Annotated in this window: 13 protein-coding genes; 8 read left to right on the forward strand and 5 right to left on the reverse strand. The window is 68.6% G+C overall.

Going from position 1 to position 12,605, the window contains the following annotated elements:
- Positions 1 to 23: 23 nt before the first annotated feature.
- Together AC1RRV_RS13965 and gpmA are read right to left on the reverse strand one after the other, a co-directional pair.
- Positions 24 to 1,283, reverse strand: a complete 1,260-nt coding sequence (locus tag AC1RRV_RS13965; protein ID WP_492860256.1) for a pentapeptide repeat-containing protein — start codon at positions 1,281 to 1,283, stop codon at positions 24 to 26.
- 81 nt (positions 1,284 to 1,364) lie between these two features.
- Complete coding sequence (gpmA, locus tag AC1RRV_RS13970) at positions 1,365 to 2,078, reverse strand: 2,3-diphosphoglycerate-dependent phosphoglycerate mutase (RefSeq protein WP_492860257.1); 714 nt, start codon at positions 2,076 to 2,078, stop codon at positions 1,365 to 1,367.
- Between the two features lie 159 nt (positions 2,079 to 2,237).
- Here gpmA and AC1RRV_RS13975 point away from each other — a divergent pair, with 159 nt between their 5' ends.
- From AC1RRV_RS13975 to AC1RRV_RS14005, 7 genes are all read left to right on the forward strand, one after another.
- A complete protein-coding gene (locus tag AC1RRV_RS13975; protein ID WP_492860518.1) occupies positions 2,238 to 2,453 on the forward strand; it encodes a hypothetical protein in 216 nt (71 codons plus the stop codon).
- Entirely contained in the window at positions 2,450 to 3,406 is a 957-nt protein-coding gene (locus AC1RRV_RS13980; protein WP_492860258.1) for a KpsF/GutQ family sugar-phosphate isomerase, read from the forward strand. The genes AC1RRV_RS13975 and AC1RRV_RS13980 overlap by 4 nt, the downstream gene beginning before the upstream one ends.
- A 99-nt stretch (positions 3,407 to 3,505) precedes the next feature.
- On the forward strand, positions 3,506 to 5,002 hold the full coding sequence (locus AC1RRV_RS13985) for a phosphomannomutase/phosphoglucomutase (RefSeq protein ID WP_492860259.1): 1,497 nt from the start codon (positions 3,506 to 3,508) through the stop codon (positions 5,000 to 5,002).
- Positions 5,003 to 5,257: 255 nt separating this feature from the next.
- Positions 5,258 to 6,097, forward strand: coding sequence for a helix-turn-helix domain-containing protein (locus AC1RRV_RS13990; protein ID WP_492860260.1), 840 nt, complete (start codon positions 5,258 to 5,260; stop codon positions 6,095 to 6,097).
- 9 nt (positions 6,098 to 6,106) lie between these two features.
- Positions 6,107 to 6,544 carry an acetyltransferase gene (locus AC1RRV_RS13995; protein WP_492860261.1) on the forward strand — a complete coding sequence of 146 codons (438 nt, stop codon included), beginning with the start codon at positions 6,107 to 6,109 and terminating at the stop codon, positions 6,542 to 6,544.
- 44 nt (positions 6,545 to 6,588) lie between these two features.
- Complete coding sequence (locus tag AC1RRV_RS14000; RefSeq protein WP_492860262.1) at positions 6,589 to 7,878, forward strand: metal-dependent hydrolase family protein; 1,290 nt, start codon at positions 6,589 to 6,591, stop codon at positions 7,876 to 7,878.
- Positions 7,879 to 7,919: 41 nt separating this feature from the next.
- Positions 7,920 to 8,552: a hypothetical protein gene (locus AC1RRV_RS14005; RefSeq protein ID WP_492860263.1), complete on the forward strand. Its 633-nt coding sequence runs from the start codon at positions 7,920 to 7,922 to the stop codon at positions 8,550 to 8,552.
- Here the strand turns inward: AC1RRV_RS14005 and AC1RRV_RS14010 are convergent.
- Together AC1RRV_RS14010 and AC1RRV_RS14015 are read right to left on the reverse strand one after the other, a co-directional pair.
- Positions 8,549 to 8,926, reverse strand: a complete 378-nt coding sequence (locus AC1RRV_RS14010) for a response regulator transcription factor (RefSeq protein WP_492860264.1) — start codon at positions 8,924 to 8,926, stop codon at positions 8,549 to 8,551. The genes AC1RRV_RS14005 and AC1RRV_RS14010 overlap by 4 nt on opposite strands.
- A gap of 90 nt (positions 8,927 to 9,016) precedes the next feature.
- A complete protein-coding gene (locus AC1RRV_RS14015; protein WP_492860265.1) occupies positions 9,017 to 11,053 on the reverse strand; it encodes an ATP-binding protein in 2,037 nt (678 codons plus the stop codon).
- A 157-nt stretch (positions 11,054 to 11,210) separates the two neighbouring features.
- On the opposite strand from AC1RRV_RS14015, the gene AC1RRV_RS14020 reads away from it, so the two are divergent.
- On the forward strand, positions 11,211 to 12,113 hold the full coding sequence (locus AC1RRV_RS14020; protein WP_492860266.1) for a 5'-methylthioadenosine/S-adenosylhomocysteine nucleosidase: 903 nt from the start codon (positions 11,211 to 11,213) through the stop codon (positions 12,111 to 12,113).
- Here the strand turns inward: AC1RRV_RS14020 and AC1RRV_RS14025 are convergent.
- A complete protein-coding gene (locus tag AC1RRV_RS14025; RefSeq protein ID WP_492860267.1) occupies positions 12,110 to 12,601 on the reverse strand; it encodes an RES family NAD+ phosphorylase in 492 nt (163 codons plus the stop codon). The two genes, AC1RRV_RS14020 and AC1RRV_RS14025, sit on opposite strands and share 4 nt — an antisense overlap.
- Between the last annotated feature and the right edge of the window lie 4 nt (positions 12,602 to 12,605).

Raw genomic sequence — 12,605 nt, forward strand, 5'->3', positions numbered from 1 at the left:
GCGTCCGATTGTCGCGAATTTTCTCAGATCACGTCGTCGAGCCCCCGGGCTCCCAGACGGATCGCGCCGGTCAGCTCGACATCCTTCAGCTGCGCGCCCGTGAAGTTGGCGCGCGAGATGTCCGCACCCGACAGGCGGGCCTGTCGCAGGTCCGCTCGGGCGAGATCGGCATTGGCCAGGATGGCGCCGGTCAGGTCGGCCGGCAGCACGCGGTCGGCGGCGATCAGCAGCGGACCCAGCTGGGCGTCGCGCAGATCCGAACCGGTCAGCTTGGCGCCCTTCAGCCGCGCGCCGCGCAGGTCGGCCCGGCGCAGGTTGCAGGCTCGCAGGTCCGCGCCCTCCAGCTGGGCGCCCTGCATCTGCACGCCTTCCATATCGAGGCCGTAGAACACCGCGCCCTTGGCCGACAGGGCCGTGAGGTTGAAGCCGCGCACCGAACGCAGATTGCGCAGGTCGGCCTTGTCGAACACCGACGGCTTGCCCTCGGCGCCGCCCGTGTCGATCCACTTGGCGTGGTCGGCGATCATCTGCTCGTACGGCATGTCGGAAACGCTGGTGCCCGACGGTTTGTCGGTCAGGGCGCCGTCCAGATTGGTGTCGTTGATGTTCCACGACATGGTCTTGGCGCCGACCAGGACCGTGTTGCGCAGGTCCGCGCCGGTCAGGTTCGCACCCGACAGGTCGGCCCCGGCGAGATTGGCGCCGTTGAAATTGGCCTGCTTGAGATTGGCCCGGACCAGCTTGGCGTCCTTGAGGATCGCGTCGCTGAAATCGGCCTTGTGGGCGACGATACCCGACAGGCGCGAGCGTTCCAGGTTCGCGCCGCTGAGGTTCGCGCCGGAGGCGTAGGCCTCGCGCTGGGTCAGCTCGATGACGCGATAGCCTTCCTTGCGGTCGGCGGCGGCGATCGTGCCTTCGCGCAAGTCGGCCTCGAACATGTCGGCGCCGGTCAGGTTCGCGCCCCGCAGGCTGGAACCGCGCAGGTCGGCGCGGCGCAGCGAGGCGTCGGTGAGGTCCGCGCCCTGCATGTCGGCGCCGTAGCAGTTGGCGTTGTCCAGCTTGGTCTTGCGCAGGTCGCAGCCGACCATCATCGCGCCGGTGAAATCGGCGTCGCAGAGATTGCGGCCCGTCAACGACAGGCCCGAGAGGTCGCAGAAGGCGAACACGGCGCGCGCGCCGCCCATGCGGGCTGACCACAGGCGGTCGTGCTTGGCGCAGATGACGTCAACGTCATACTGCGTCAGACGCTTGTAGTCCTGAGTGGTCGGCGCGGCGACGCTCATGCTGGCATGGAATCCCAAAGGTTGAGATCACCATGCGCAGATCAAAATTAACGTCGTCTTTCCAACAGTTTCCGGTGAAGCTTAACCCACCGCGGGTAGAGCTTCGGCGCGGCTTTGGTCCAGATAGCGAACGCCGGTCGGCTTCAGCTGATCGTCCAGCTCGATCACCAGTGGATTGCCCGTCGGAATCTCAACGCCGACGATCTTGTCGTCCGGCACGTTGAACAGGTGCTTGACGATGGCGCGCAGCGAATTGCCGTGGGCGGCGATCAGCAGCGTTTCGCCCGCCTTCAGATGCGGCGCGATGTCGCTCTCCCAATAAGGCAGCACGCGGACCAGCGTCGTGGCCAGGCTCTCGGTCGACGGCAGGGTCGCGCCCTTGTAGCGGCGATCCTTGCTGAAGTCGTACTCGCCGCCCTGCGCCAGTTCCGGCGGCGGCACGTCGTACGAGCGGCGCCAGATCGTGACCTGAGCCTCGCCGTGCTTCTCAGCCGTCTCGGCCTTGTTCAGGCCGGTCAGGCCGCCGTAGTGACGCTCGTTCAGGCGCCAGTCCTTGGTCACCGGCACGAAGCTCTGCTGGGCCGCGTCCAGGGCGAGGTTGCCCGTGCGGATGGCGCGGGTCTGGACCGAGGTGAAGGCATGGTCGATCTGGATGCCGGCGTCCTTGATCAGTTCGCCGCCCTTCTTGGCCTGGGCCTCGCCCTCGGCGGTCAGGTCGACGTCGACCCAGCCCGTGAAGCGATTTTCCAGGTTCCACTGGCTTTGGCCGTGGCGGAGCAGGACGAGCGTCGGCATCGGGCTTCCTTCGTAGATCGGGAATTGTCAGGCGCGGGCTAAGGCCAGGCGGCCGCAGCGTCAAGCACGGAACCACCTCGCGCTCCCGCTTCCTCTCTCGTGCCCCCTCCCCCCGCTCCTCGCCCGTGCTATAGGCGGGCCATGCCTGATCGCATCTTCATGCCGCTCATGGGGCTGATCGCCCTGGCTCTGATCACCTTGTCCCTCGTCTGGCCGCAAGGCCAGGGCGACCGCTCCTGGGGGCCGTTCGGCCATACGCCGGTGCAGCAGACGCCCGAGATGAAGACCAAGATCCAGCGCGAGAAAGACGCCGCCCGTCGTCGCGACGAGGCCGCCAAGAAGGCCGTCGAGGCCGCGAGCCAGTTCCAGCAATGAGCGCTTTTGACGCCGTCGCGATCGGCCGCCGGGTGCTGAGCACCGAGGCCGAAGCCCTCCGCACGATGTCCGAGTCGCTGGACGAAGCCTTCGCCAAGGCGGTCGAAACCCTGTTCGACGCCAAGGGGCGCATCGTCTGCACCGGCATGGGCAAGTCCGGCCACGTGGCGCGCAAGATCGCCGCCACCCTGGCCTCGACCGGAGCCCAGGCGATGTTCGTCCATCCCGCCGAAGCCTCGCACGGCGACCTCGGCATGATCGGGCCCGACGACGTGGTGCTGGCCCTGTCCAAATCGGGCGCGGGCCGCGAGCTTTCCGACACCCTCGCCTACGCCAAGCGGTTCTCGATCCCGCTGATCGCCATGACCGCCGTGGCCGACAGCCAGCTGGGCCGCGCCGCCGACATTCTCCTGTTGCTGCCCGACGCGCCCGAGGCCACGGCCGAGGTCAACGCCCCGACCACCTCCACGACCCTGCAGATCGCCCTGGGCGACGCCATCGCCGTGGCCCTGCTGGAGCGGCGCGGTTTCACGGCCAGCGACTTCCGCGTCTTCCATCCGGGCGGCAAGCTGGGCGCCATGCTGCGCACGGTCGGCGACCTGATGCACGGCGACGGCGAACTGCCGCTGATCGGCGTCGAGGCCGCCATGCCCGACGCCCTGTTGGTGATGAGCGAGAAACGCTTCGGCGCCGTGGGCGTTGTCGACGGCTCGGGCCGCCTGGCCGGCCTGATCACCGACGGGGACCTGCGCCGCCACATGGACGGACTGCTCACGCACATGGCCGGCGAGGTCATGACCCGCGCCCCGCTGACCATCGCGCCCGGGGCCTTGGCGGCCGAGGCCCTGAAGATCATGAACGAGCGCCGGATCACGGTGCTGTTCGTCGTCGAGGCCGATCGACCCGTCGGCGTCCTCCATGTCCACGACCTGCTCCGCGCCGGGGTGATGTAGGTCGCCTCCCCCTTCCCCCGACGCCCTGTCATGGGGCCGCGCTAGCCGTCCGACCAAGAGACGGCTAAAGCGACCCCCTCAAACTGAAGCGAGCTTTCGATGTTCTCCGCTCCCCGCGCCGACCTCGTCCCCAACACCGCCGCCTACGAAAACGAAGCGCTGGTCAAGGCGACCGGCTTCCGCGAGTACGACGCCCGCTGGCTGTTCGGCCCCGAGATCAATCTGCTGGGCGTCCAGGCGCTGGGCCTGGGCCTGGGCACCTATATCCACGAGCTGGGCCAGTCGAAGATCGTGGTCGGCCACGACTTCCGCTCGTACTCGACCTCGATCAAGAACGCCCTGATGCTGGGCCTGCTGAGCGCCGGCTGCGAAGTCCACGACATCGGCCTGGCCTTGTCGCCGACCGCCTATTTCGCCCAGTTCGACCTCGACATCCCCTGCGTGGCCATGGTCACCGCCAGCCACAACGAGAACGGCTGGACCGGCGTGAAGATGGGCGCCCAACGCCCGCTGACCTTCGGTCCGGACGAGATGGGCCGCCTGAAGGAGATCGTCCTCGGCGCCCAGTTCGTCGAGCGCGAGGGCGGCAAGCTGATCCGCGTCCAGGGCGAGGCCCAGCGCTACATCGACGACGTCGCCAAGCGCGTCAGCCTCAAGCGTCCGCTGAAGGTGGTCGCCGCCTGCGGCAACGGCACGGCCGGCGCCTTCGTGGTCGAGGCCCTGCAGAAGATGGGCGTCACCGATGTGGTGCCGATGGACACCGATCTGGACTTCAACTTCCCGAAGTACAATCCCAACCCCGAAGACGTCGAAATGCTGCACGAGATGGCCCACGCCGTCCGTGAGCACAAAGCCGACCTGGCCTTCGGCTTCGACGGCGACGGCGACCGTTGCGGTGTCGTGGACGACGAGGGCGAGGAGATCTTCGCCGACAAGATCGGCCTGATGCTGGCCCGCGACCTGGCTCCGCTGCATCCCGGCGCGACCTTCGTGGTCGACGTGAAGTCCACGGGCCTCTACGCCACTGACCCGATCCTGGCGGAGCACGGCTGCAAGGTCGTCTACTGGAAGACCGGCCACAGCTACATCAAGCGCAAGAGCGCCGAGCTGGGCGCCCTGGCCGGCTTCGAGAAGAGCGGCCACTTCTTCATGAACGGCGAGCTTGGCTACGGCTACGACTGCGGCCTGACCGCCGCCGCCGCCGTCCTGGCCATGCTGGATCGCAACCCCGGCAGGAAGCTCAGCGATCTGCGCAAGGCCCTGCCGATCGCCTTCACCTCGCTGACCATGAGCCCGCACTGCGACGACGAGAAGAAATACGGCGTCGTCGCCGAGGTGGTGAAGGAATACGAGGACCTGTTCGCCGCGGGCGGCTCGATCCTGGGCCGCAAGATCATCGAGGTGATCACCGTCAACGGCGTCCGCGTCCACCTGGAAGACGGCTCGTGGGTCCTTGTCCGCGCCTCGTCGAACAAGCCGGAAGTCGTGGTCGTGGTCGAGAGCACCCGGTCGGAAGACGACATGCGCGCCCTGTTCCACGACGAAGTGAAGCCGCGCCTGGGCGACCGGGTCGGCAAGTACAACCAGGAAATCTGATCTATTCTTTCTGACCGATCAGCGAAGGGCCGGGGCGAAAGCTCCGGCCTTTTTCGTTTCACCCTCTTCCTCGTGTCATCCCGGAAGCGCCGTAGGCGCTATCCGGGACCCAGGGGTGCGTAAACGCCGAGCGCGCCGCCCCTGGGTCCCGGCTCTCCCCCGGCTTTCGCCGGGGTCCGACCGGGATGACACGGGTTGTTGGCGATGATCTCCGAAGTCATGGTCTGCATGCGGAGAAGACGCTAGGCGATGGACATGTACTCCCAAGGCGCTGCACAGCGGTCGAAGATTTCTCCTCCGCCCGTCGGCCTCCTGCTTCGCGAATGGCGGGCGGCAAGGCGCATGAGCCAGCTGGACCTGTCGCTGGAGACCGGCGTCTCGACCCGCCACCTCTCGTGCGTCGAGACCGGCAAGGCCCAGCCCAGCCGCGAGACCCTGTTTCGCCTGGCCGACGCCCTGGCCATGCCGCTGCGGGAGCGAAACGCCCTGCTGCTGGCCGCCGGGTATGCGCCGCAGTACTCGGAGAACACCCTCATCACTCCGGCCCTGGAGCGGATGCGCGAGGCGATCGAGCTGATCGTCGCCCACCAGGAGCCCTACCCGGCCTTCGTGATCAACCGCCACTTCGACGTGCTGATGGCCAACCAGGCCGCGCAGCGGGTCAATCATCTGCTGATGCGCGGCAAGCAGAGCCCGCACACCAATCTGCTGCGCCAGGTGTTCGACCCCGACGACTTCCGCGCGGTGATCGTCAACTGGCCCGAGGTCGCCCAGAAGTTCCTGCGCCACCTGCATGCCGACATCGCCGCCGTGCCGTCCGACAAGACCGCCCAGGCCCTGCTGGACGAGGTGCTGGCCTATCCCGACGTGCCGGCTCGGTGGCGCTTCAGAGAGGTCGATGTCGAGCCCGCGCCGGTGCTGAACCTGGTCTTCCGCAGTGAGCTTGGAGACCTGCGCTTCTTCGAGACCATCACCACCTTCGCCGCCCCGCGCGATGTCACGCTGGACGAGCTGCGGATCGAGTGCGCCTTTCCCGCCGACGCCCATACCGCCGAGGTCTGCGCCCGACTGGCGCGCGAGGCGACGACCGTCTAGACCGCGCCCATGATCCGGCTTCGCCCCTCCCGCCCCGAAGACGGCGTCCGCGTCCTGGAGATCTGGGCCGCCGCCGTCGATGCGACCCATGACTTCCTGTCACCCGAGGACCGCGCCGCCATCGGCGAGGAGGTCGAAGGCTTCCTGCCCACCGCCCCGCTGACCCTGGCCGTCGACGACCGCGATCGTCCGCTGGGCTTCATGCTGATCGACAACGGCCACATGGAGGCGCTGTTCATCGATCCCGAGCATCGCGGGGCCGGCGTCGGGGCGATCATGATCGACTACGCCCTGGCGGTGCACCCGACGCTGACCACCGACGTCAACGAGCGGAATGCCCAGGCGGTCGGCTTCTATGAGCACATGGGGTTCGAGCGCATCGGCTGGTCGGCCACCGACGGCCAGGGGCGGCCCTATCCGCTGATCCACCTGCGCTTTGGCGTCTGAGGCGGTTTTCGGCTTAGCTGCGGGCGTCCCATCGCGAGTCGCCCATGCGCCGTCTTCTCACCGCCCTCGCCCTCATCCTGACACCCGGCCTCGCGGCCGCCGCCCAGCCGGTCCTGCTCAAGCCCGCCAGGGTCTGGACCGCCGAGAACGCCGGCCCGCCGCACGAGGGCTGGGCGGTCCTGGTCAAGGACGGCAAGATCGCCGCCGTCGGCCCGGTCGGCCAAGTGGCGTCACAAGCCGATAGCGCCGGGGCCGAGATCGTCGACCTGCCCGGCGCGACGGTGATCCCCGGCCTGATGGACCTGCACAGCCACCTCTTCCTGCATCCCTACAACGAGACCCTGTGGGACGATCAGGTGCTGAAGGAGACGCCCACCTACCGCACCCTGCGCGCGGCGGTGCAGGCCAAGGCGACGCTGCAGGCCGGCTTCACCACCCTGCGCGACCTGGGCACCGAAGGCGTCGGCGCGGCCGATGTCCCGCTGAGGAAGGCGATCAACGACGGCCTGATTCCGGGTCCGCGCCTGTTCGTGGCGACCAACGCCATCGTCGCGACGAACACCTACGGCCCGGCGCGCAGGAACTACAATCCCGAGGCCGACCTGCCCCAGGGGGCCCAGGAAGCCAGCGGCGTTCCCGAGGTGATCAAGGCCGTGCGCGAGCAGGCCGGCGCCGGGGCGGACTGGATCAAGGTCTATGCCGACTACCGGATCGGCCCGGACGGCTCCACCCGACCGACCTTCTCCATCGAGGAGCTGAAAGCCCTGGTCGAGGCGGCCCATTCCAGCGGTCGCCCGGTTTCGGCCCACGCCTCCAGCGACGAGGGCATGCGCCGGGCGGTGCTGGCCGGGGTCGACACCATCGAGCACGGCTACGGCGGCAGCGACGCCACCTTCAAGCTGATGGCCGAGAAGGGCGTGGTGTTCTTCCCGACCCTGACGGCGGTCGAGAGCACCTCGACCTATTTCGGCGGCTATGTCGCCGGCAAGACGCAGCCCACCGCCGCGATGCAGACCGCCGACCGGGCCTTCAAGCTGGCCATGAAGAACGGCGTCACCATCGGCATGGGCAGCGACGTCGGGGTGTTCAAGCACGGCGACAACGCCCGCGAGCTGGTCTGGCTGGTCAAGGAAGGCATGACGCCGGCCCAGGCCCTGCTGGCGGCCACGGCCGTCGACGCCAAGGTGCTGGGCCGCGCCCATGATCTCGGCCAGCTCAAGCCCGGCTATCTGGCCGACATCGTCGCCGTGACGGGCGATCCGACCCAGGTCATCGAGGCGACCAAGGACGTCGTCTTCGTCATGAAGGGCGGCCAGGTCGTGCGGCGGCCGTGAGCCCTCTTGCGCGGAATCTGGAGACAGGGCGTTCTGCCGTCATGCGCCGCTTATCGCTCGTCCTGCTGCTGACCGCCCTCGCCGGCCCCGCCCTGGCTGGGACCGATCCCGGCACGATGCAGCAGCGCGACACCTTCCGCGACGCGGCGACCGCGCCGCTGGAGGACCTGAACCTCAAGCGCAAGTCGATCCCGCCCGTGCTGGCGCGGGCGGTCACCGATCCCTACGACGTGACCGGCCTGAACCGTTGCGAGCCGATCGCCGCCGAGATCGGCCGGCTGGACGCGGCTCTGGGTCCCGACCTCGACGAAGCGCCGCCGCCGGACGACCGCTCGAAGGGCAAGAAGGTCGCCGACGCGGCCTACGGCGCGGGTGTCGCCGGAGTCAGGGACACGACCCGCGACGTGCTGCCGTTCCGAAACTGGGTCCGCAGGCTGACCGGGGCCTCCAGGCACGACAAGGCGGTGGCCAAGGCCATCCAGTCCGGCGGCGTGCGGCGCGGCTATCTCAAGGGCGTGGGCATGCGGATGAACTGCGCCCCGCCGGCCGCGCCCAGCTGGTTCGTACCGGTCGAGGTCAAGCCCAAGCCCGCGCCCAAGGCGCCTGGCCTGTTCGAGAATTTCCGGAGCTGGTGGAACGACGTCCTGGCCTGGTGCAGGAGCCTTCTGGGCTAGGTCGGCGGCAGGATCGCCCGCACTTCGGCGACCAGCTTGGGACCGTCGAAGGGTTTCATCACATAGCCCCTCGCGCCCAGTTGCATGGCCTGGACGATCCGATCCAGGCGACCGTCGCCGGTCAGCATCAGCACGGGGATGTCGGCGTGCTCCGAGTCCTTGAGGGCCTTCAGCGCGTCCAGTCCGCTCAGACCGGGAATCCGCACGTCCAGCAGCACCGCGTCGGGCCGGCGCGGGGGGATCGCCGCGATCAGGCGGTCGGCGCTGGAAAATCCCACGACCTCGAGCCCCTCGCGGGTCAGGAAGGCTGCGATCAGCTCGAGCGTCGGCTCGTCGTCATCGGCGACATAGATCAAGGGAATACGCTGGAACATCGATCGAAAAACCTGGGCCGCATGCGGCGAACACCGTTCGCGCCGTAAAAACCTCAAGATGGTTAAGGCGTCAAACGCGTCGCGCGGATATCAGACCGCCCGCGACAATGTTTCGCGCGCCGTCATAGCCGCCGCCATCGCCTCGACCAGTCCGAGCGCCGACAGGGGCTTGGCCACGTGGCCGGCGAACAGGCCGTCGGCCGGCAGCGCCGAGGCGTCAGCCGAGAAGGCCAGGATGGGGCAATGGCGATTGCGCCCCTGCCCCTCGCGGATGCAGGTCGCGGCGGTGCGGCCATCCATTCGCGGCATCCGCAGATCCATCAGGATGATGTCGAAGTCCCGCGCCTCCGCCGCCTCGACCGCCTCATCGCCGTCCGTGGACTCGACCGGCGTGACGCCAAACGGCGCCAGGATCGCCCGGACCAGATGGCGGTTGGCCGGGTTGTCGTCGACGACGAGCACGCGGCATCCCTCCGGCAGTCCGGCCACGGCGTCCGGGGCGTCTTCCTCGGGGCCGGCTTCGGCGACGCGGGCGGGGATAGCGAACCAGAACCGCGAGCCGGTCCCCGGCGTGCTCTCGACGCCGATGTCACCGCCCATCGCATCGACCAGCCCCTTGCAGATCGCCAGGCCCAGGCCCGTGCCGCCCGAGTTCCGCGTCGCGGCGCCGTCGACCTGGGAAAAGCGCTGGAACAGCTGCCCAGCCTGCTCGGCCGCGATGCCGGGCCCGGTGTCGGAGACCTCGAACACCAACCGCTCGGCCTGTTCGTCGAAGCGGATCGCGACGGTCACCGCGCCACGCTCGGTGAACTTCACGGCGTTGCCGATCAGGTTCAGCAGTATCTGGCGCAGCCGGTCGGGATCGGCCTCGACCAGCGGCGGCAGGTTGGCCAGGCCCGAGGCCCGCAGCCCCACGCCCTTGTCGCGGGCCTGAGCGGCGAACAGCTCGATCGACTCGCGCGCGAGGCTCGCCGGCGACATGGGCTGGGGCTTGATGTCGACCTGGCCGGCCTCCAGCTTCGAGAAGTCGAGGATATCGTTGACCGTGGCTCGCAGCGCCTTGCCGGCATTGGCCACCCGCTGGACGTAGGCGCGGGTCTCGTCGCTGAGCTCGGGCTGCTGCTCGACCAGCTGAGTGAAGCCCAACACGGCCGTCAGCGGCGTGCGCAGCTCGTGGCTCATATTGGCCAGAAACTCGGCCTTCACGTGGGCGGCTTCCTCGGCCTGGGCCTTCAGGCGGCGACGCTGGGCGCTGGTCGAGGCCAGAGGCAGGGCCGAGAAGATCGCCACGACCAGGAAGAGCTGCAGGAACAGGGCTTGTTCGGTCAGGTCCTCGGCGATCAGGCCCACCGGCCCCGAACCCAGGGCGGTGAAGACCACCGCCATCGCACCGACCATGACCACGCCCACGGCGGCGCCCAGCACCTCCAGCTCCAGAGCGACGAACGCCAGGACCGGCGGAACCAGGAACAGCAGCGGATAGCGGCTTTGGCCGAACACCAGCAAGGCGACGGCGTCGAGGGCCCCCAGGGCCAGCCAGCCGCGCCGGGTCAGCGGTCGGTCGGCCAGCAGGTCGCGCGCCTGGCTCAAGGCCAGCAGGCAGGGAACCAGGACCATCAGGCCCAGGGCGTTGGCCAGGCCCCAGCTCATCGCCCGCAGCGGCAGTCCGCCCCAGCCCATCGCGGCGAAAGTCGCCGTGGAGATCCCGGTGGAGATCAGGGGGCCGCAAACGGCGAACAGCGCCAGATAGCCCAGATCGCGAGGCCGGCCGATGGCGATCGAGGCGCCGACGACGCGCCGCAACGCCCAGGCGCAGAACAGGTATTCGGTGACATTGGCCACCATCAGACCCAGGGCGAGGCCGAGCTTGGCCTTCAGATAGAGGCTGGCCAGGAAGGTCCCGGCGGCGGCGCAAGCCACCAGCAGCGGCCAGCGGCGCGGCTCGGTGCGCAGCAGCGCGGTCAGCACGAAGGCGTTGGCCAGCCAGATCGGAGCGTTGTGACCGAAGCGCCGCGGCAGATCGATACAGGCATAGGCCATGGCGAAGACCACCAGCCCCAGGCCGAGCGCGGCGGCCAGATCGCCAAGGCGTCCGGGGCCAGATCGGGAATCGGAGCGGTCGTCCATCGTCACCAACACTGCCAGTCATGCCGGTCATAGCAACTAACGACTGACTCGGCTTGCGCCTTGATCATCAAAGGAAAGTCGACACGTGAACGCGCTTCGCCCCTTGGGCGGGCGCCGCGCGGGGGCTAAGGAGGCAGGCTGCACCGTAGGAGTCGCCATGCGCCTGCCCGCCCTCGTCCTGGCCTGCCTGTTCCTGATCGTTTCACCGGCCCTGGCTCAGAGGCTGGACGAAACACCGCGCGTCGCGGTGATCTCGGCCTTCCCGCCCGAAATCGGCGCCCTGAACGCCGCGACCAGCGAACAGAAGGCCTTCGAGGTCAACGGCGTGCGCTTCACGACCGGCCGTTTGGAGGGCAAGCCGGTGGTGGTATTCCTCAGCGGCGTCTCGATGGTCAACGCGGCCATGACGACCCAGATGGCGCTGGACCGTTTCAACATCACCCGCATTGTCTTTTCCGGCATCGCCGGCGGGGTCGACGAGGGTCTCGACATCGGCGACGTGGTGGTGGCCGACCAATGGGCCCAGAACCTGGAAAGCGCCTTCGCCCGCGAGACCGACAAGGGTTTCGAGGTCTCACCCAGCATCCGCAACAGCACCCTGGCCAACTACGGCATGATCTATCCGCGCGGCGTCCTGCTGCCGGGTACCGACCTGGAAACCCCGGCGCGCATCTGGTTCCCGGCCGATGCGACCCTGCTGGACACGGCCCGCAAGGTGGCGGCCAGCGTGGCCCTGCAGCGCTGCGCCATCGACAAATGCCTGGTCCATCCGCCCAAGGTCGTCGTGGGCGGCAATGGCGTCTCGGCGTCGGTCTTCCTCGACAACGCCGGCTATCGCAAATACCTGCGCGCCACGTTCGAGGCCCGTGTGGTCGACATGGAGAGCGCGGCCGTCGCCCACGTGGCCCTGGTCAACAAGACCCCGTTCATCGCCTTCCGCAGCCTGTCTGACCTGGCCGGCGGGGGCGCGGGCGCCAACGAGATGCACACCTTCATGGCCCTGGCCTCGGACAATTCCGCGACGGTGGTGAAGGCGTTCGTGAAGGCGCTGGCGGACTAGGCCAGCCGCTTCTCGTCATCGATCAAGGTCAGGCGCGAAGGGGGGCCCGCGCCCCAGGAAAACAGCACCAGGTTCATATCGTCGGCGCCGGCGCCGCGCGCGAAGCTTCTGACGAGCAGGCCCTGGTAGCCGGCGCCCGCCACGCGACGCGCGAAGGCCTGGGTTCTCGCCCCGCCGTTCGCCGTCATCCGATCCCGCCAGCCGGCGTCCGCCAAGGCCTCGCCATCCATGCCCTCGACGGCCAGGGCGGCCGCATCGCGCGTGTCGAAGACCCGCTCGATCTCGGCGTCGTAGCAGACCAAGGTCGTGGGCTGCAGGGACCCGACCTGATTGGCCTCGCGCAGCGCCGTCATGATGGTGAGCGAGGCATAGAGCGCCGGCGTCCCCTTGGCGTTGAACCGGCCGCCATAGAGCTCAGCGCCCCGCCCGGACAGCGGCTCGCGGGCATAGACCGGGTTCAAGGCGCGATAGAGGAGCCCTCGGTACATCCGG

It is taken from the genome of Caulobacter sp. GW821-FHT11E10 (genome assembly GCF_058808375.1).

Excerpts from the sequence above, each read along its gene's own strand:
- gpmA (WP_492860257.1), bottom strand. The coding sequence starts at position 2,078 with ATGCCGACGCTCGTCCTGCTCCGCCACGGCCAAAGCCAGTGGAACCTG.
- AC1RRV_RS14015 (WP_492860265.1), bottom strand. The coding sequence starts at position 11,053 with ATGGACGACCGCTCCGATTCCCGATCTGGCCCCGGACGCCTTGGCGAT.
- AC1RRV_RS13995 (WP_492860261.1), top strand. The coding sequence starts at position 6,107 with ATGATCCGGCTTCGCCCCTCCCGCCCCGAAGACGGCGTCCGCGTCCTG.
- AC1RRV_RS14020 (WP_492860266.1), top strand. The coding sequence starts at position 11,211 with ATGCGCCTGCCCGCCCTCGTCCTGGCCTGCCTGTTCCTGATCGTTTCA.
- AC1RRV_RS13975 (WP_492860518.1), top strand. The coding sequence starts at position 2,238 with ATGCCGCTCATGGGGCTGATCGCCCTGGCTCTGATCACCTTGTCCCTC.
- AC1RRV_RS13980 (WP_492860258.1), top strand. The coding sequence starts at position 2,450 with ATGAGCGCTTTTGACGCCGTCGCGATCGGCCGCCGGGTGCTGAGCACC.
- AC1RRV_RS14005 (WP_492860263.1), top strand. The coding sequence starts at position 7,920 with ATGCGCCGCTTATCGCTCGTCCTGCTGCTGACCGCCCTCGCCGGCCCC.
- AC1RRV_RS14025 (WP_492860267.1), bottom strand. The coding sequence starts at position 12,601 with ATGTACCGAGGGCTCCTCTATCGCGCCTTGAACCCGGTCTATGCCCGC.
- AC1RRV_RS14010 (WP_492860264.1), bottom strand. The coding sequence starts at position 8,926 with ATGTTCCAGCGTATTCCCTTGATCTATGTCGCCGATGACGACGAGCCG.
- AC1RRV_RS13990 (WP_492860260.1), top strand. The coding sequence starts at position 5,258 with ATGTACTCCCAAGGCGCTGCACAGCGGTCGAAGATTTCTCCTCCGCCC.
- AC1RRV_RS13985 (WP_492860259.1), top strand. The coding sequence starts at position 3,506 with ATGTTCTCCGCTCCCCGCGCCGACCTCGTCCCCAACACCGCCGCCTAC.
- AC1RRV_RS14000 (WP_492860262.1), top strand. The coding sequence starts at position 6,589 with ATGCGCCGTCTTCTCACCGCCCTCGCCCTCATCCTGACACCCGGCCTC.
- AC1RRV_RS13965 (WP_492860256.1), bottom strand. The coding sequence starts at position 1,283 with ATGAGCGTCGCCGCGCCGACCACTCAGGACTACAAGCGTCTGACGCAG.